The organism is Nostoc sp. KVJ3 (assembly GCF_026127265.1).
Taxonomy (GTDB): domain Bacteria; phylum Cyanobacteriota; class Cyanobacteriia; order Cyanobacteriales; family Nostocaceae; genus Nostoc.
In genome coordinates this window covers 154,673-173,884 of sequence record NZ_WWFG01000005.1, presented here as the reverse complement: position 1 = coordinate 173,884, position 19,212 = coordinate 154,673, and the positions used below count along the sequence as shown (strand labels likewise).

Genomic DNA, 19,212 nt, shown 5'->3' with positions numbered 1-19,212 from the left:
TTCAGCCAACGAAAAATTAAGGTTTTACCCGATAGTGATGGAAGAGGGCTATAGGACTACTATTTGATTTTTGAAAAAACTCAGTATACATCGAAGAGCCTTCTTTCCTATTGCCTATTTGTTGCCTGTTGCCTGTTTCCTGTTTCCTGTTACTTGACTATGCAACTAAGTTCAGGAATCAAATCGGATTCCTATATCAATTACCTATGAATGGTTTGAGACATTTTCTCCCAAAAGATACAAAAGTTTATACATTTACGGGGTTTACTAGTAAACTTGTTGTGAAATAACGTTTAAAATCGCTTTTAAATTTGAGGGCTTGCATCTCTTCTGGTCTTAGGCAAAAGTTTGTACTTAAAAGTTTCATAAAACCTTATGCTCTTTGCCTTCAGCCTCCCTTACCAAAATCTGCTAAGACCCTACAAATGAATCTACAGTGGTAAGGCCGATATCTGCTGCTCACTATGAAAAATGATACCTTCCAATAGAGCTTGAAAATGGCTGGACATGCGAACCATAGTCAGGGGATCGAACAAATCAGTATTATACTCAAATCCACCACTGAAACCATCCTCTGTCTCTACTAGCTCAAGCGTTAAATCAAACTTCGATGTGCCACTATGGACTTCCAATGCAGAGATAGTTATACTTGGTAAATTTAGATCAGGTATCGGTGCATTCTGAAGAACAAACATTACTTGGAATAGCGGTATATAGCTCAGGTCTCGCATCGGCTGCATGATTTCAACTAACTGCTCAAAAGACAAATCCTGATGAGCATAGGCTTCTAAAGCTACTTTCCGAACTTGACTTAGCAGTTCTTGAAAACTTTGGTTTCCTGACAGGTTAGTACGTAAAATTACTACGTTAATAAAAACACCAATTAGTTCTTCTGTCTCAACATTTTTGCGACCTGCTATGGGTGTTGCTATAAGGATATCTTCCTGTCCTGTATAACGATAAAGCAATACCTGAAAGGCTGCTAGTAAGGTCATGAATAAAGTAACACCCTGTCGTCGGCTTAAAGTTTTAAGTGCCGCTGTTAAGGAAGCTGGTATTACAACAGATTGTAGTGCTCCCATAAAGGATCGAACCGGAGGGCGTGGTTTATCAGTGGGTAACGCTACCACGGGAAGTGGATCGACAAGCTGTTTTTTCCAGTAAGTCAGTTGAGTATACAGTATGTCGCTAGGTAACCCCTTCATCTGCCAACGTACATAGTTTCCATACTGAATAGGAAGTTCGGGAAGTGGTGAGTCCATCTTGCTAGAGAAAGCTTTGTATAGTATCGATAGTTCCCGCAGCAAGACCCCGATAGACCAACCATCTGATATAGTATGGTGCATAGTTAGGAGTAAAACATGTTCCTTTTCAGACAACCATAACAAAGTTGCTCGCACGAGTGGGTCACGAGTCAGGTTAAAAGGTTTTTGCGCCTCCTCCACAGCTAATCGCGAGACCTCCAACTCTCGTTTTAACTCGGGGAGATTGCAGAGGTTTATCGTCGGTAGCTTTAAGGTCAGAACAGGGGCAACTAGCTGAACTGGCTGCCCATTCACGGTTAAAAAGTTAGTACGCAAGGCTTCGTGACGCCGTAATATTTCGTTGATGCTTTTCTCCAACGATGTTATGTTAAGCTTACCCTTGAGACGAAAAGCAAGAGGAATGTTATACAAGGAAATATCAGGAGCCAATTCCTCAAAGCACCATATCCGCCGCTGTCCAGATGAAAGGGGAAACAGTTTAGGATTGCTACCATTTTTTTGAAGTAGCTGAGCAAGAAGCGCGCGCCTTTGTTCTGGTGAATAGGCAGATATACATTTTAGCGTATTGCTCATTCTGAACTTTTCTCCTTAGATAACATATTTTCAAGTAATAAATCCACTTCTTCATCTGAAAGTTGAGCAAGTTTTGCCAGCAGATACTCTTCATGTCCTAGATTGTTTCGATCTATTGTATTGATATTGCTGTATTTTTTATTGCTCATGCTTTGTGTAAGTACTAATGCCAAGGCTGCGATTGTATGCTGCTCAAACAAGCTACCTAAGGGTAGTTCCAAATGAAAAGCGTTGCGTATTCGAGAAATGATTTGAGTTGCAAGTAAGGAATGTCCCCCTAACTCAAAAAAATTCTCGTAAATACCAACTTGTTTAAGTCCAAGAACTTCGGACCAAATCACAACTAATACCTCCTCAATAGAGTTACGAGGAGCTTCTAAGCTTCTTCCTAACTCCAATTCAGAACCGTCGGGCATCGGAAGCACGCTACGATCAACCTTCCCACTTGGTGTTAGTGGCAGGGTCTTTAATATCATGAAAGCAAAAGGTATCATGTACTCGGGTAGATGCTCTTTCAGGAAATGACGTAGGTCACTAACTGTTGTTACTAGTACCTGATTTAAAACCACATAAGCCACTAGCCGCTTGTCACCAGGAACATCTTCCCTAGCTATGACTACAGCCTGGCGCACAGCAGGATGTTTGCTGAGTACCGCTTCAATTTCTCCTAATTCTATGCGAAAACCACGAATTTTCACCTGATAATCTACTCGACCAAGAAACTCGATGTTGCTATCCGGTAGGTAGCGTGCTAAATCACCAGTTTTGTATAAACGTGCCTCAAATTTGTTGCTAAAGGGATTGGAGATAAATTTTTCCTTAGTCAAGTCAGGACGGTTGAGGTATCCTCGGGCAAGGCAAGCACCACCAATATACAATTCACCGGAAACTCCTATGGGAACAGGCTGTAAGGATTGATTTAGCAGATAAAGTTGGGTATTGGCAATAGGATGACCAATAGGTGGAAGCACAGGCCAACTGCTTACTGAACCAGTTAGGGTAAAACAGGTGACAGCATGGCTTTCAGATGGACCATACTGATTATAGAGAGTGCAATCTTCTAGTTTTCTAAACAAGCTAGCAATTGCTGGAGTTATTTTCAATTGTTCACCAGCAGTAATAATTTCGCGTAGGCTTGTAGGAAATTTCCCAAAAGCATAAGTTACCTCGGCTAGCTGCTGTAAAGCGACAAAGGGAAGAAATAGTCTCTCAATATTTTCTTCTATAAGAAGACTTAAAAGGACTACCGTATCTCGTCGCACTTTCTCTGAAAGCAAGACCAATGTTCCACCTGAACACCAGGTAGAGAAGATTTCTTGGAATGATACATCAAAGTTCACAGACGCAAATTGTAGAGTTTTTGTCCCCTCAGAAGCCGTCGAATGTTGAATCTGCCACAAGATTAAATTGGTAAGGGAAAGTTGCCGCATGGCTACCCCCTTGGGCTTGCCTGTAGACCCTGAGGTGTAAATCACATAAGCTAGATTATCAGGCTTAACCCCACTGGCTGGATTCTCCATACTTTCCTGAGAGATCACCTCCCAGTCTTTATCCAGACAAACTACACGTCTTCCCTGCTTAGGAAGGCAGGCTAGCAACTTCTTGGTTGTCAGCAACACTGGCATCTGAGCATCTGCTGCCATGAAGTCTAATCGTTCTTGGGGATATCCTGGGTCTAAAGGCACATAAGCCCCACCCGCCTTAAGTATACTGAGCAATCCCACTAGCATCTCGAAGGAGCGTTCTACGCAAATCCCAACCAAAACTTCTGAAGTGATCCCCAAGGTTCGTAGGTGATGTGCCAGCTGATTGGCTCGGTAGTTCAACTCCCAGTAGGTCATTTTCTGTCCCTCAAATACCACTGCTATTGCTTCCGGAGTTTGTTCAACCTGGACTTCAAATAACTGATGAATACACTTTTCCTGAGGAAACTCTGCTTGGGTCTCATTCCATTTCATATACATTTGACGCTTGGATGCTTTAACTAGAGGTATTTTCAATACTTCGGACAGAATCAGGCAGCGATAACGCCATAAGAACGTAGGGCTTGGTAATTGAGATGGGACTTAATCACAGTAGGTGACAGATCTAACTTTGAAATAAAGGTTTCCAACAAATGGTCGTTAAGGGCACGACGTTTGATACTCAACAAGAGAAAACACGAAAGGTTTTTTGCCTGTGTGCTGTCGGTAGGTATCCAGCTTGGCAATATTGAGGCGGTGAAACTGGCATTGAAATGAAAGTCAAGCTTTTTGACATCACGGGCTTAACAATCACTCAGTCCGGTAAACTGTTTAGCATCGCGGAAGATGAATACGAGAGTGAAAGCGCAGTTTGTAGAAACGATAAATCTCGTCTGCCGATTGGTTGATATCTGTCGAGAATAAGACACCATAACTCGGTTTGTTAGGCTTATGGCGGTCGAGTAAATAAGCCAGGCTGATCTTGCGCTTGAGTGAAACGTGCCATATAACTGCTGTGTAGAGTTCAACCCCTGATTGGAGTTCGCGCACCCAAGCCAAGCGAGTAAGGTCAGCTAAATCAACTTTGCCATCATATTTGCGTTTAGCTCCTCGCGCTTTCTGTTCACATTCCCTCAACTAAAAATTGTCCAGAGTAAGCTGATGTGCTTTTAAATTGCATCTTTGCGTCCCCGTATCTCCGCGTACCCGCGTTTTTCTAGCGATCTGAATTATGCAACTTAAAAGCACATCAGCTTATTGTAAAATATGAACGCTCAAGATAGCACCGCTCGCTTCTCAAATTCAGGGCCATAACGACGGTTTTCCCACTGATTGAAAGCAACGATCCAAAGATGCCGATATCCTAGTTCATCTCCTATAGGTTCGATATCGGTAGCCATATGAAACATCCGCCCATCATCGTAGATAAGTGCTTGGTTTTTTTCTAGAACCGTCCGGAAAAAGGGTTCCCCACCATTAGAAGGCATTAGCTGATTTTCACCACCAGTAATGCGGTAACGCTCAAATACTGCAAGCATACCAAATTCATGCCCATCACGATGTGGTCCTTCTGGAACAGAGATACCACGTATACTTCTATCAGTAATCACGCGGCATTGATGAACATTAACCTGCCATGTCTTTGAAATATCTAAAGGAATCGCCTTTGCACCAGCATCGATTTGTAGCGTTGGATCAATTTTAAGTGGCTCTAGGTGACGTGGAATACCACCGATATAAATGTTGTACTCTTTAGACTGAATAAATGGCCTATGTGGCAAAAGCTCGAGATACCAAGATTCATCCTTAAAGCTCATGCGGTATTGTGAGAATCGCCGATAGCGATGGTTACCACCAGAATATGGATCGATGGGCAAATCATGAAATGTTGCCAGTATCTCAGATGATGCTGCCGGCAAATCTATAATAGCGTATCCTTCAGTACACAATTTCATACTTAACTATCTCCTTGATTGACAAAAACTGCTGAATTCTATTTTCACTATTGGTATAAGAGGCATTAAATGAACAATCATACAAAAACTAACGCTAAGCATGAAAACCTTGATAGGTAAACCCTCTATCCATATAAATGTAGATATTTGCAAAGGTTACTTAAATAGCGTTTTTCGATATTTTGTTCCTTGAGCCACATTCTGAACTTTACTTGAGAGTACCAACTGATATGTAAATTAAAATCTACACCCGTAAGCTCTCTATCTTTCTGCTGTCTAATCGTATTCTTTGGTCAGAAAGATAGTACCAAAACTTTACACGGTAGCGGTTTTAGGTAATCACAGCTTAAAATGGCTAAGCTTTTCATAAACATTCAACGCTCGGTGATAGAGCATTTTGTGTTTGGAAGGAATATTTACTTTATCTTTTTTAGGGGGTCTCAGAATCCCTGTGCTACTTTCTAAAGTTTTATGCCATTTAACTTGAGATTCTACTTCATAAGACTGCCACTGCTTTAATTGACCATTTTCCCAACTAAGCATTTGAGGAATGAATTCGACTTTAATGCGGTCGCAATAACGGCGTAGAATTGTCTCCGGATGACGACGAAAGTCATTAGCTTCCACGACAATTGGTTCTTGTCCTAACTCTTCTGTCACTATGATCCATATATTATCAAGTGCAGTAAAGCCGAACTCTTCTTCAGTAAAATCTGGCTTTAATGTGTATAGTGAAGCGAAGATTTCTTCAGGATGGCGCACAATAAATGTATTGATAATCGAACTTAGGAATTCAGTATTGATGTAATACAAACCTTGAAATGCTAGTTCTTTGAAAAAGACTAGAGGCGCTACGTTTGATTGTATATGCTGAATTGCCTTGGCACTACCATATTCACGCAAATTTTCGTGTTCACCATACCGCTCAGATTTGCGCCATTTACTAAAGTAATAACAATCGGTAAAAGGTTCATGGACAATTTTTGTATCCGGACGCTGAGAAAATGTTTTTTCAAAAGCAGTCGATACACATCTAGGAGCACTCCAACTTGCTACAATTTTTTGTTTAGTAGGCAATTTTGATGTGAGAACATTTTCCTGTCTAACCGTGGAAATTGAGTCTGTTTTGGATGTATTTGAATGCATATTGTTGTGGTATGTAAGATGTTAATCAATTTATTACAAGAGTACTTGAAGCATCTTATATATGGCAATCCGGAATCATTCATGAGAAAATGCTGTTAAAAATAAAAGCATTTTTTATTGCAAGTAATTAGGGTATGTATCGCAGCAAATTAAAGATTATTTAGACTCTTTAAATGCGGAAATTTAAAAGGAACAATAGTTAATAACTTGGGTTCTATATTTATTCTTATCTAAATCCACTATTATTGCTAAGTAATTTCCTAATAACTAAATCTCAAAACTTGTTGCTTGATAAAATGAAAAAATATCATCAAAAGTTTCTCTTTTCCAACAAAGCTCATAGTGGCTATCTTCAACAGCTACCACAGGTGCTTTAGGTCTAATAAAATTTGTTGCTCTTGAGACTGTGTATGCGCCTGTATCAAAAATACCTAATAAATCACCTTCTTCTAAGTCCTCTGGCAACAAAGTTGAATAAGAAAAAACATCTCCTTCGTAGCAAAGAGGACCAGCTACCATATAGTTTTTTAAAGGGCTATTTTTTTTTGCAAAGCTTACTATATTATGTTTCTCGTGTATCCCAGCAGTAGGAAGAAGATTGAGACCAGCATCTAGTATCAGCCAATCACCGTAACTAGTTTTTTTAATACTAGCAATTCTTGTGATAAGAAACATGGAGTTAGAAACAATTGACCTTCCTGGTTCACATGCAAGTTTTAAATCAATTAATCCTTTTCTTTCCAATGCCTTACTCAGAAGGTCAATAAACTTTTCAAAATCGAAACTATCCGGAGATTCCTCTACAACTTCTAATTGGTGTAATTCGAGCAGACTTTTAAGAGGACCAGAACGGTCTCTATAAATTCCGTCAACACCCATACCACCTCCAAAATTAAATGTTTCAATAGGAAAATCACTTATTAGCTCTTTGATAAAAGAGAGCACTTTATCTATCGCCGAGAAAAAAGCATTCGTATTAGTAACTTGAGAGCCTACATGGCATTGAATTGCAGATAATCTTAGGTTTTCATTTTGTTTGATTAAACTAGCTATCTTATAAGCATCTTCTGAATTGACATTCCAACCAAACTTAGAACGGGAAACCATTTTATCCATCAGTGTATTATAGGTAGGATCAACGCTAGGATAGACATTATAGTTTGGGTTTATCCTCAAACCAACATTGATAATTTTTCCTTTTTTCTTTGCAATTTCTTGCAGTTGCTCGATTTCAATAATTCCATCTATATTAACCAATATGTTGTTCTCTTCAGCTTTCTCCAACTCTTCATAAGTTTTCATTGGACCATTAAAAATAATGTTTTTTCCATTAAAGCCTAAGTCTAATGCAGACTCCATTTCATATCCTGATACAACATCTGCTCCAGCACCATAGCTCAACATCCTTCGGCAAACTAAGGGCAAATAATTAGTTTTAAATGAATAAAATATACTAGTATTTCCAAGAAATTTTTCTAAAAAACCTGCAATTTTAGTGTAGTTGGATTTTAACTGACTTAAATTTAAAATATGTGTAGGCGTACCATACTTTTCAGCTATTTCTTTTACTAGAAGTGAATCTATTGAAATTTCTGTCATACCATTCATTCTCCCTTCTTATCAAAAAGTAAAATTTATTATCGGTCTACGTCAGTAAGTCACATTGTAAACACAACCTACTCTGTGCGACAAATGTGCCATAGTTGTAAATCTCCTGTTGAGTTGAAGAGCGTACTGAAAGTCGCATAACGCTAACTATTTCAGTTTAGGTAAACGCTTCATACCCAGCTATCTAATTCCTGTGGAACTATCAAAATCTTGCGGTCAATTTTCAGGATGATTAGCAGAAGTTATCCGAAAGTGAATACAATCGGAGCTAGACGAGTTGGGTTTGTATTATGAAGACAACAATGCCTGATCAACCTGAACCAACCTGCTTGCCCATTTTTTCTAGTCAAAACCAGGGTTGGGAAAACATTCTGGTTCAGCAATTCCAATGTCCGCCAAGTGAGTTAAATTTTCATTACAGCGATGAACATTCGATTTGTTTATCTCTTGCACCCCGTCCAGTTCGCTTGCTGCAAATCAGAGGAGACAAGCGTTATAAAGGACTGTATGGCAAAGGCGACATTTCTATTACGCCTGCTAAAGTGCCGTTTTTCGGACGTTGGGATAGTGACAAACGCTACTTGCAAATTCGGATTGCATCTCGGTTTATCCAAAGCGTTGCCAGAGAAACTTTTAGCAAGAATCCCGACGGGCTTGAATTACTTCCCGAATTTCAGATTCGCGATCACCAGATTGAGGAGATCAGTATGATGTTGCTGGCTGAACTGAAACAGAAAAATTCAAGTAGCAAGCTATACATTGAGTCACTAATTAATGTGCTGGCTGTGGATTTATTGAGAAAACACGCTACTGCCAAGCCTTGCCTTTCACTGTATGAAGGTGGATTACCCCAGTATCAACGAGAGCAAGTTTTGGAATACATTAACGAGAATCTGCATCTGGTAATCAAGCTTGTAGATCTAGCGGCTTTGCTGAGTATGAGTCAATTTCATTTCAGCCATATGTTTAAGCAAGCGTTCGGCATATCTCCCTACCAATATGTACTCCAACAACGAATAGAACGAGCAAAGGAATTGTTGAAACACACCGACCAATCAATTATGGAAATTGCTCTTATATGTGGGTTCAACAGCCATAGCCATTTGAGCAAACAGTTTCGCCATCTGACAGGTATAGCACCGAAAGCTTACAGAGCAAATTAAAATGGGTAGTGGTAAATCAATACCTGTGCCAATTTACGAGGGTTCAACGCTTGTATAAACGGGATGAATACGCAGGGTAAGAGCATCTCAATCAGGCTTGACACAAGGAATCAGAAGAATCTAAAGTATTGCCAATGAAACAACAACTGAGAACCTGAATCATATAATTATTATCCATCGCGGTGCGTTTCATTTTTTGACGAAGACTACGTTTGTAGGTTTTTTTCACAGTTAAGAGCATTAAGAGCAAAGCGTCTTAAAACAGCAAAATTCCTCGGACTGTGGAAAGAACGAATGCGGCAAGCATCTTCCGCAAAAGTACAGTCGAGAGTCCAGTGAACCTCATTTTCAATGCCCCAATGTTTGCGGATAGCTCGACCGATAAGTTGAGCATCACTGTGTAAAGAAGTCAAATAAAACTGCACTTCACGAGTAGTCTTGTTCCAAAGATGACGCACGCGCACGACCATCACCAGGCTTTGCAAGCCTACCCAGACCTTGGGTTGATAAAGCTGTGAAATTGCACTAACAGCTACACTCCAAACTTCACGAATTTCTGTGCGATGATGAGCTTTCTCAATCCGTTTGTCATAGCTTCTCTCAATGCCCATGAAATTGTTGGTAACAGCAGTTTCAAACCATTGTTGAACTTGAGAATAGAGAGTGGGATGATTGGCCTTGAGTACCAAGACATAATCAGCTTTCTTGGCAACAATCTGTTTGGCAATTTCCGTTTGTGTCCCCATTGCATCAATTGTGATAATAGCGCCTGTGATATCTAGTAACTTCCCATCCTTGCGCTCCTGCGATGACTGCTAGAATCGCAATTACTAAGATGTCTTGGAGTTGATGTTTCTTGGTTCGCTCTACTCTGGAGTCTTTAATCTCAGCAAATTGCTTAACTAGACTCTGTTGAATACTTCCGATATCTGCCACTTGTGCCAACTTTCGCTGGTCAGGAGAATTTTTAGCGGCATTAACAGATTTAGTTTCAAAGCCTTCTGACATCAATTTGACTCCAGGCGATTTTCAACGACAGCATTGAATTCATCTCATTGATCTTGCTCAGTCGTCAAGTTTATTTTTTACACAGTTGATTATTTATCTTTCTTGATGTGTCAAGTTTTCTGTATACCAAATTAGATGAGCTTACCCTGCATAACAGCGAGTCATGAGTTTGTTTCGATTTAGTCGGAAGCTAGCTTTTTTCTTCTGATTTGGCAGAGGTAAAAATAGAAACTGTGGATGTTGTATAGAACCTTCATCACCCAAGTATCGAGAAAGTGTACCGTTGATTTGGTAAACTTTTGAGGAGTTTAATAGCGTTGGGTCGTAAACTTTAATCAAATTTAATTCCATCTCAATAGCAGTGAAGTATGCCATAATTTATTGTTGAATCGATTTTTCTTTACAGTCAGACTGATTAAATCTGACTGTAGAGTTTTTCACGCATAATCTGATTATTTTTTGGTCAACCAGCAACTTTTTGTTTATTCGGTTTAGACAATCTAGAACCGCTCCCAGAAGTACGTTTAGTTGTTGAAATAGGTGGGGTAATTTGACCGAATGGAGTCTGGATCTTGAGTTTGGACTAATTGGTATTTAGCAGCAACGAATAGAAGGCAAGAGAAAGTGACCCAACTTCTTTTAGAGGCTGAGTTAAGTGGAATCGTTAAAAAAGAAGCACAAACTAAGCAGCAGTAAGATCAGCCTTCTTAAGTGATTCTTCGGTTTTAGGTTTCTTAGATGCGTGTTTTTTGACAGTGGGATAACTGGGACGTAGAGGTGGCTGATGCCCTTGGGCGCGCCCTGGTGATTTACCGCGAGTTTTAGGGGGTTGAGCAGGAGTGCCAATGGCGGCTAAAATTAGTGGAAAGGCTTGTGCCACACGTCCTGGAGACAGTGTATCCTGATTCGATTGCCAAGGCAATGGGGAGTCGATGCAGGCAACTTTAGCTAGCCATAATTGCCAAGTTAACAGGGGCATCAGGTCGCTCCATCGCTCTGCTGCCTGAGTAGAACTAAGTTGAGGCAGTGTCCAATATAACCTCTGCTTCGCAAATCGATACCAATGCTCCAGGGTAAAACGACGCAAGTATTTGTGCCAAATATCCTCTAATGCCGGCATTGTCTGACCCAACCAAGCCAGCCATAAGGGTTGGAACTTACGATTGCGTCCGACTGGTTGGAGTACCTCGACGCGAATGATTTCCATAGCTCGGTTTGGGGATTGAAGGAAATGAAACCCACTCCAACGCATTACTTTAACTCGACCAAATTTTAGGTCTTCAACTTCTAGAGTTTCAGTTGCCTCTGGCCAAGTTTCCGGGTCATTGAGCTTAAACTTATGACCATGCTTACATGGTGCGCCTCGTCCTTTGTAAGCACCGGGTGTACCCCATACGCATCGGTTAGAAGCTAAACGCAGCAACAGGTCTGCGTCAATCTTCTCCGTGGCTTGGACAAATTTGGCGTTGCCGTAGCCTCGGTCATAAGCAGCAAGCGGTCTTTTGCCTAACTCACGGGTCAGACCCCCTATTCGCCAGCTGCATCCTTAGAGAAGTCGGGGATCTGAACCCCTTGCTGGAGAACAAATCAAAATCACCAAAAACTATACCGGAATTTCAATAATAAATTCTGTACCCTCACCTAAAACAGAGTTAAAACTCAATTTTCCACCGTGGGTTTCTTCCACAATTTGACGAGCGATCGCTAACCCTAATCCCGTCCCTTTACCGACAGCTTTCGTAGTAAATAAATGGCCAAATATTTTTGATTTGACTTGTTCACTCATTCCCTTACCATTATCAGCAATGGCAATTTTAACTAGATTATTTTCGATTGATGTTGTAATCGTAATGCAGTTAGGATTGGCTTTGATTTCTTCAAATGTGCATCCGGTGTTAGATTCATCTAAGGCATCAATGGCATTTGCTAAAAGATTCATAAATACCTGATTTAATTGACCGGGGAAGCATTGAATTTGAGGCAAATTACCGTAGTTAGTGACAACTTCAATGGTAGGACGTTGTTCATTGGACTTGAGACGATGTTTCAAAATTAAAATTGTGCTATCAATACCTTCGTGAATGTTAAATGGCACTTTGTAGTCTTGATCGGCACGAGAGAAAGTACGTAAACTGGTGCTGATATTTTTCAGCCTGTCGCACGCCATAGACATAGAATCAATCATCTTGGGCAAGTCTTCTAAGCTATAATCCAAGTCGATTTCTTCAGCGTGGTCAATAATTTTATCACTTTTGTTAGGTAAACTTTCTTGATAGAGTTTTAAGTGTTCGATAATATCAGTAAACGTTGGTTTAGCTTGTATGAGACTAGCAGCAATAAAACCGAGGGGATTATTCATTTCGTGAGCTACCCCTGCGACTAAATTACCCAATGCAGACATTTTCTCACTTTGCACCATTTGCAATTGGGTATTTTGCAGATCAGTTAGCGCTTGTTGCAAGGCAAGTTCAGCGAGGCGACGTTCAGCGAGTTCGGCTTCTAATTGGGTATAAAGGTTGGCTTTTTGGTAGGCAATGCCAATTTGCAAGCCCAATTGTTTGAGCAGGTCGATTTCTGACTGTTGCCAGACATGGGTTGTATGACAATGATGCACAATCATCAGTCCCCAAATCTGGTCATTGCCTAAAATACCAACAACCAGATTTGCCTGCACCTGGATTTGCGCTAGGAATTCGGCATAGCAGGGAGTGATATCTGCGGCTTGGGAATCGTTGCAGGCAGTAATATACCCCTGACGATATTGTTCAGCCCATGTTTGATCAAAACAAGGATCTTCAATGGTTTGTCCTAAAAGAGACAATTCAGATTGGGAAAGCACTTCTAGCTCAATGACCACATTGTAATCGGTATCGAAGCGGCAAATGAGGACGCGATCACTCTGGAAAAATTGCCGCACTTGCTCCAGACAATTTTCCATGACTTGATCGAGTCGCACTGATTGATTAATTGATTGGGCGATGCTGGCTAGCAGTTGGTCGGCTTGTGCGTTTCGCTGTAGTTGAAACTCTGTCTGTTTGCGATCGCTAATGTCTTCAGCCGTCACCAAAATACCCATAACGTTGTTGTCTAGATCGTGTAGAGGAATTATATTAGCGTCGAGCCAGTATTGAGTGTCATCGGCTTTTTTTCGGGTTTCGATAATGTGGAGTTCGGGCTCTCCTGATTCGATGACGCGGCGATCGTACAGTTTATACCAATCGGCTTCTGCTGGGGTACAAAAGTCACGATCTTTTTTACCCACAATCTGTTCTGGCGACTCCAGATTAGTAGCTTGAGCTGCACTGATATTACAACCCAAGAAGTTGGAATTGCGATCTTTCCAAAAAACTAACTGGGGAATATTATCAATTACCAATCGTAAGAACTCTTGAGACGATTGTAGTTGACTTTGGGTATCTTGGAGGCATTGAATTGATTCCTCTAGCTCTTGATTCTTAATCTGCTCTCGCTCATAAAGTTGGGCGTTTTCTAGGGAAATTGCTGCTTGAGCGCATAGTAAATTGAGTAGTTCAACGCGATCGCTAGTAAACGCCCCCGTTGCTAAATTATTTTCTAGATATAAAATGCCCATCAACTTCCCTTGATGCAAAATCGGGCTACACAAGATACTTTTGGGCTGCTGACGGATGATATAGGGGTCATTGGCTAAGGTGCGATCAGCACTTGCATTCACCAGCACAGCCGTTTGCTTGTCATGCAAGACTTTGTAAATCAGTCTGTGGGGAATGTCCTGGCTATCTTCAATGGGAATACGCTGCAAGACAACTGGCTTTGAACCTGTGGTAATTGACCCTTTGATTAACAGGCGCGAGTCTAGCAAGAGCATGAACACGCATTTATCAGCCCCCGCATTTTCGATGACGATGGTCAGCAACGATGAAAGTAGATTTTCCAGTTCGATTTCACCGGAAATAGTATGAGAAGCTTTGAGAATAGTAGCTAAATCTAAAGCCACAGAAACATTACTACTGGATATGGCCGAACTGGTGGAGGTGACACTACCCAATGTGAACAGAGTTTCGTGAGTGGAGAGAGGAGAACGGGTTTGCTCTAATATAGGTCTAAGTAGTTGCGGATAGCGAGCTTCTAGGTCAGCTACTTTGGCTTTTGCACCCCAACGAGAATATGCATAGTAGGCTGCAATCATGTATTCCCCGGCTATGCGCTTTTTGCCCCAATCTAGGTAGAATTTTGCTGCCAGTTCGTTAGCAAGTGCTTCTTCTTGGGTATATTCGTTGGCTTTGGCTAGAGTTATCGCCTTGTCGTAAAACTCAATTGCTTCGGCTTTTTGTCCTAACACTCGACATTTTTCCGCCTCTACCAAATCAACCTTATGTTGATAATTCATGGGTGCATGATACGCCCATTGCTGTAACTTGGTTTGGTTTTCTATGACACCCTGCAATGCTTCTGATGTTTCATCTAACTGTGGATTTAATTGTGCCAGAGTTAGCAGAGAATCATAAAGATAAAATACTGGTTCGCTGACTAATCCCGCACCAGCCATAAAATAGCGCCTGACTTCAATAGCATGATTTTTCGCTGGCTCAATTTCTCCAAACAAGAAACAAAGCATTAGTTTATACAAATGGAAAATATACAATCCATATCCATCTTTGGCAGACTGTAGCTGCTGGAGAAATTCTGTTTCTTCAAGGGCTTTCCCAGACAAAAAAGTGGTATGTTCTGCAAGACCTAGCAGATTTAAAACAGGTTGCCAATAAATCCGGCTATAATTTGCGCTTGTCAATTGATTTAATTGCATCAAACTATGGCAATAGGCGCAAATATCCTGCTCTAAGGTAGCCAAGGATTGACCACACCAAAAAGAATTGAGACAAAAACTGTGACCATTGTACCCAGCAAGTAACAAGTTCCCAAATTCTATGGCAGTAGTGTAACCTTCTTGCAAGAGGGGTAGTGTTTCTTTAATGTGAGATTTGCGGTGTACAATAAATAACCCCAAGATCATCAAAACATCTGTTTTACTTGCTTTGGCATCGAGTTTTGAAATAATCTGGAGTGCCAGGGAAGCAAACTGCGATCCTGTATCCACGACTTGGAAGAAATTGCAGAGAATATTGCCATAGGCTGCATAGCCGAAAGCAGAAGTCGATGTATTACCGTACTGAATTGATAGTTTAACGGACAAACTATTCAGCAATGGGTACAGCGCAGAGCCAGTGAGGTAAGCTGCTGGGATAATGATATTGACAATTTTAAGAGTACCGAGTTTTTCTGCATCTGTCATTTCAGGCAAGTGAACCAAATCAGCGATTTCCCTATCTCCAATGAGTTCCTCAATCTCTTGGATTTCCTGTTGAATATCTGATGGTGTCGGTGTTTCAGGAAAGGTGACACCAAGCTGTTGTAAGATTTCTTGACCGATCGCAATGGCTTCAGTCAATTTATTCTGGGAGGAATTTGCTTGAATTCTAACACGGTAAACATTGACCTGTTCCAGTAAAGAGTGTGCCTGGGCAATGACCGTCTCAATGAACTGTTCCATCGCCTCAAAGTCACCGCACAGCATCGCCAATTCCGCCGCATCGTCATGGAATGATCGAGTCATTTCATATTGTTGCTGCCAAGCATTTTCTCCCAGCAATGATAATCCAGTGCTGGCATATTCACGCCCTGCTTGATAGGCTGTGGCACTTTTGGCTTTGCGACAGGCAATCAGATTAAGCCCAGCTAGTTCATCTCGTTCTGTTTGTTGGCTAATTAAAGCAGTTCCGTGATTTAATTGATTGACTATTTCAAAAATCCGGTCAACTCTAGCTTCTGAGGAAATCTGTTGTAAAAGTAGTTGCCCGATTTGGTAATGAGTCGTCTGTTTTTGGTCATCGGGAATCAGAGAATAAGCAGCTTGTTGGACGCGATCGTGTAAGAATTTGTATGTAACAGTCTCAATATTTTCCGATGGATGTGCAAGACTTTCTTGCCCAACATAAAACTTATAAACATCACTGAGCGGTAAAATTAATCCTTCTTGTAATGCTTTCCACAAATCAGCAGCCGCCTCAATTGTCGATTTTTGCGAAACAATTGCCAAAGTTGCTAAATCAAACTGATTCCCAATACAAGCAGCTAATTGCAAGACATTTTGAGTTGATTGTGGCAGTTTTCGCAATTGAAATGCCATAAAAGCCACAACGTCATCTGTAACTGCTTGAGTTATCACTTGTACAATATCACATTGCCAACAGCCTAATTCAAAATCAAATTTAATGAGATTATCTTGATGCAATGCTTTGAGAAACTGGGTTGCAAAGAACGGATTCCCTTGAGTTTTTTGAGAGACTAATTGAGAAAGAGTCCATGCCAAATTTTCTGTACATTTGAGTGTGTCAGCAACTAACTGATTTACTTGCACTTGACTCAGTGGTGCTAAAGTAATCGTGTTAATTGTGGCTTGTGCTTTTTGAATTTCACTCAAAGTTAACATCAATGGATGTCCTGGGTTGACTTCGTTATCACGGTACGCACCAATTAACAAAAGATACTTTGTATCAGCCATCAATAGCTGCATTAACTTCAGCGATGCTGAATCTGCCCATTGCAAATCATCCAAGAACATCACTAATGGATGTTCTAAGCTGGTAAAAACTTGGGTAAATTTTTGGAACAATAAATTAAATCTATTTTGTGCCGCCGTTCCTGATAATTCTATGGCGGGTGGTTGTTCACCAATAATTCTTGATAATTCGGGGATAACTTCAATAATTACCTGTCCATTGTCTCCAACTGCCGATAATATTTGGTTACTCCATTGTTGGATTTGGGCATCACTTTCGCTTAACAGTTGTCCCATTAAATCCCGGAATGCTTGCACAAATGCCGAAAAGGGAATATTCCGTTGAAATTGGTCATATTTCCCTTTGATAAAATAACCACGTTGGCGCACAATTGGTTTATGAACTTCGTTGACAACCGCAGTTTTACCAATTCCTGAAAAACCAGCTACCAGCATCATTTCTGTTGCACCCAGGCTGACTCGCTCAAATGCATCAAGTAATGTTTGAACTTCGGTTTCTCGTCCATAAAGTTTGTCGGGGATGATGAAGCGATCGCACACATCCCGTTTCCCAATCTCAAAGCCCTCTATCTTACCAGAAACTTGTAGCTGATGTAAACAATTTTCTAAATCAAATTTCAGTCCCAATGCACTCTGATATCTGTCTTCGGCATTTTTTGCCATCAATTTCATCACGATATTACAAACTACTTGGGGAATATCTTCTCTATTCCCTAAAAGTGGTGGTTGTTTTGCAATATGAGAATGTACCAAATCCATTGGATCGTTTGATTGAAATGGTAACTCTCCCGTGAGTAACTCGTAAAAAGCTATGCCTAAAGAATAAAAATCAGTTCGATAATCAATCCCCCGATTCATTCTTCCTGTTTGTTCTGGCGAAATATAAGCTAGTGTACCTTCTAACACATTGGGATTGACTAACGTTTGCGTTTCTCGTGGTAGTAAAGATGCAATACTAAAGTCAATTAATTTAACTTCTTTGGTTTCAGGATTAATTAGAATATTGGCGGGTTTGATATCTTTGTGAATAATCCGCTCCCGATACAATATATCTAAGGTGTTGCAGAGTGCGATCGCAATCCGTAAAAACTCTTCACCAGACGCGATATATCGCCCCTGGTCAGAGGTGATATAATTTTTGAGAGAAATCCCTCCAAAGTCTTCCATCACCAGCGCATAGCCATTTTGGTAGGGTTCCAGGCTATAGGTTTGGACGATTAGCGGTGAGTTGAGATTTTTAGCAATGGTGTACTGGTTGCGAAACGACAAGAGTTCGCTGAAACTCGGATAAGGATTTTTCAGCAATTTAATCACTACAGGTAATGAGTCAGTCTCTCGATACCCTCGATAAACCAGGGTTCTGAAACCATTGTAGAGTTCTTCGCTTACTTGATATCCGGGAATACTGACAATAGTGCTAACCATATTGCGCTTATCCTTAAGGTTTACAGATTTAGTATTCCCAGATATATAGCAATCCTAAAAAGATCCCCGACAACTTTTACGAAGTCGGGGATCTCAGGGCAAACGCATCTAAATTACTCTTGATCACAACGAAGGTTAAGAACCAACGAAAAAATCTTTCCTTTCGCGTTTAATTATTTTTTAAGCCCCAAAGCGATCGCCTAAACTTTTCGCAATAAGCAAAAGTTAATGACATTATTTTAACTCTATTGAGAATAGAGTTTACTTATTGACATGATGCGGCCGCCCTGCTCCAGTTAGGCATTACAATCCTCCTAGCAATTGCTTGGTAATTTGGCTAACTTGTTCTCGAATTTGGTTAGATCGACTACCTTAAGTTACTAAAGTACTTTGCAACACAACCGAAGCAGCTACCTCCAGCCTTGGACGATCGCGCCGCCGAAAATGCTACGATTCACCTCGCTGGTGAAGATGCTATAGGGAAAGGCGGGATCAAGGGCACTGCTCTCGTTCAGCGTCTGGATCTGTTCTGGGGTGAGGCGGATGTCCAGTGATGCCAGATTGTCATACAGTTGTTCGAGCAAGCTTGCACCCAGAATCGGCGAGGTAATGCCAGACTGCGCCAAAACCCAGGCAAGGGCGACCTGCGCCAAGGGGCGATCGACTTGGGCTGCCACCGTTCGCAGGGTATCAAGGACGCGCCAGTTACGATCGGTGAACATCTGGTTCCCGAAAGGATTGGGGCCAATCAGCCGTCCTTGACCGCTCGCCCCCGCCTCCTCGCGCTGGTACTTGCCAGTGAGGAAACCAGCAGCAAGCGGACTCCAGGCACAGATGCCGAGACCGCATTCACGGGCGGCGGGCAGATGTTCGCGCTCAATGCTGCGTTCAACGAGCGAATACGCCAGTTGCATGGCGATGGGCCCGGGAATGTTATGCGCTGTGGCGATCGCGGCTGCCTTGGCACTGTACCAGGCCGCCAGCATCGACATAAGCATGGAAGATGGACTCAGAAACCTCATCGGGCGCACCCCATCGCGGGGTGCC

Annotated in this window: 10 protein-coding genes and 2 pseudogenes; 1 reads left to right on the top strand and 11 read right to left on the bottom strand. The window is 41.3% G+C overall.

All coding sequences use genetic code 11. The annotated features are described in order from the left end of the window. Positions 1–431: 431 nt before the first annotated feature. The 6 genes from GTQ43_RS35045 to GTQ43_RS35020 all read right to left on the bottom strand — a co-directional run bounded on the left by GTQ43_RS35045 (position 432) and on the right by GTQ43_RS35020 (position 8,001). Complete coding sequence (locus tag GTQ43_RS35045) at positions 432–1,838, bottom strand: condensation domain-containing protein (RefSeq protein WP_265277318.1); 1,407 nt, start codon at positions 1,836–1,838, stop codon at positions 432–434. Next, positions 1,835–3,796, bottom strand: coding sequence for a non-ribosomal peptide synthetase (locus GTQ43_RS35040; RefSeq protein ID WP_414859177.1), 1,962 nt, complete (start codon positions 3,794–3,796; stop codon positions 1,835–1,837). Before GTQ43_RS35040 ends, GTQ43_RS35045 begins: the two co-directional genes overlap by 4 nt. Before the next feature lie 336 nt (positions 3,797–4,132). Beyond that, on the bottom strand, positions 4,133–4,438 hold the full coding sequence (locus GTQ43_RS35035) for a hypothetical protein (protein ID WP_265277317.1): 306 nt from the start codon (positions 4,436–4,438) through the stop codon (positions 4,133–4,135). 137 nt (positions 4,439–4,575) lie between these two features. Next, positions 4,576–5,256 (bottom strand): 2OG-Fe dioxygenase family protein, encoded by a 681-nt coding sequence (locus tag GTQ43_RS35030; RefSeq protein ID WP_265277316.1) that lies wholly within the window; start codon positions 5,254–5,256, stop codon positions 4,576–4,578. A 339-nt stretch (positions 5,257–5,595) separates the two neighbouring features. Next, the gene (locus GTQ43_RS35025; protein ID WP_265277315.1) at positions 5,596–6,333 is read right to left on the bottom strand and encodes a sulfotransferase family protein; all 738 of its coding nucleotides are present in this window, start codon (positions 6,331–6,333) and stop codon (positions 5,596–5,598) included. Positions 6,334–6,669: 336 nt separating this feature from the next. Then, positions 6,670–8,001, bottom strand: coding sequence for a diaminopimelate decarboxylase family protein (locus GTQ43_RS35020; RefSeq protein WP_265277314.1), 1,332 nt, complete (start codon positions 7,999–8,001; stop codon positions 6,670–6,672). A gap of 311 nt (positions 8,002–8,312) precedes the next feature. On the opposite strand from GTQ43_RS35020, the gene GTQ43_RS35015 reads away from it, so the two are divergent. Further along, positions 8,313–9,173: a helix-turn-helix domain-containing protein gene (locus tag GTQ43_RS35015; protein ID WP_265277313.1), complete on the top strand. Its 861-nt coding sequence runs from the start codon at positions 8,313–8,315 to the stop codon at positions 9,171–9,173. A gap of 91 nt (positions 9,174–9,264) precedes the next feature. On the opposite strand, the pseudogene GTQ43_RS35010 reads toward GTQ43_RS35015, so the two are convergent. The 5 genes and pseudogenes from GTQ43_RS35010 to GTQ43_RS34985 form a co-directional block, all read right to left on the bottom strand. Beyond that, positions 9,265–10,181 (bottom strand): annotated as a pseudogene (locus tag GTQ43_RS35010) (ISAs1 family transposase). Between the two features lie 141 nt (positions 10,182–10,322). Beyond that, positions 10,323–10,556 carry a hypothetical protein gene (locus GTQ43_RS35000; RefSeq protein WP_265277311.1) on the bottom strand — a complete coding sequence of 78 codons (234 nt, stop codon included), beginning with the start codon at positions 10,554–10,556 and terminating at the stop codon, positions 10,323–10,325. Positions 10,557–10,863: 307 nt separating this feature from the next. Next, positions 10,864–11,703: pseudogene (locus GTQ43_RS34995) on the bottom strand (transposase); the annotation flags it as partial. Between the two features lie 81 nt (positions 11,704–11,784). Further along, positions 11,785–18,165, bottom strand: coding sequence for an AAA family ATPase (locus tag GTQ43_RS34990; RefSeq protein WP_265277308.1), 6,381 nt, complete (start codon positions 18,163–18,165; stop codon positions 11,785–11,787). Positions 18,166–18,575: 410 nt separating this feature from the next. Continuing rightward, on the bottom strand, positions 18,576–19,157 hold the full coding sequence (locus tag GTQ43_RS34985) for an aldo/keto reductase (protein WP_265277307.1): 582 nt from the start codon (positions 19,155–19,157) through the stop codon (positions 18,576–18,578). Between the last annotated feature and the right edge of the window lie 55 nt (positions 19,158–19,212).

Excerpts from the sequence above, each read along its gene's own strand:
- GTQ43_RS34985 (WP_265277307.1), bottom strand. The coding sequence starts at position 19,157 with ATGTCGATGCTGGCGGCCTGGTACAGTGCCAAGGCAGCCGCGATCGCC.
- GTQ43_RS35015 (WP_265277313.1), top strand. The coding sequence starts at position 8,313 with ATGCCTGATCAACCTGAACCAACCTGCTTGCCCATTTTTTCTAGTCAA.
- GTQ43_RS34990 (WP_265277308.1), bottom strand. The coding sequence starts at position 18,165 with ATGGTTAGCACTATTGTCAGTATTCCCGGATATCAAGTAAGCGAAGAA.
- GTQ43_RS35000 (WP_265277311.1), bottom strand. The coding sequence starts at position 10,556 with ATGGCATACTTCACTGCTATTGAGATGGAATTAAATTTGATTAAAGTT.
- GTQ43_RS35020 (WP_265277314.1), bottom strand. The coding sequence starts at position 8,001 with ATGACAGAAATTTCAATAGATTCACTTCTAGTAAAAGAAATAGCTGAA.
- GTQ43_RS35030 (WP_265277316.1), bottom strand. The coding sequence starts at position 5,256 with ATGAAATTGTGTACTGAAGGATACGCTATTATAGATTTGCCGGCAGCA.
- GTQ43_RS35045 (WP_265277318.1), bottom strand. The coding sequence starts at position 1,838 with ATGAGCAATACGCTAAAATGTATATCTGCCTATTCACCAGAACAAAGG.
- GTQ43_RS35040 (WP_414859177.1), bottom strand. The coding sequence starts at position 3,796 with ATGAAATGGAATGAGACCCAAGCAGAGTTTCCTCAGGAAAAGTGTATT.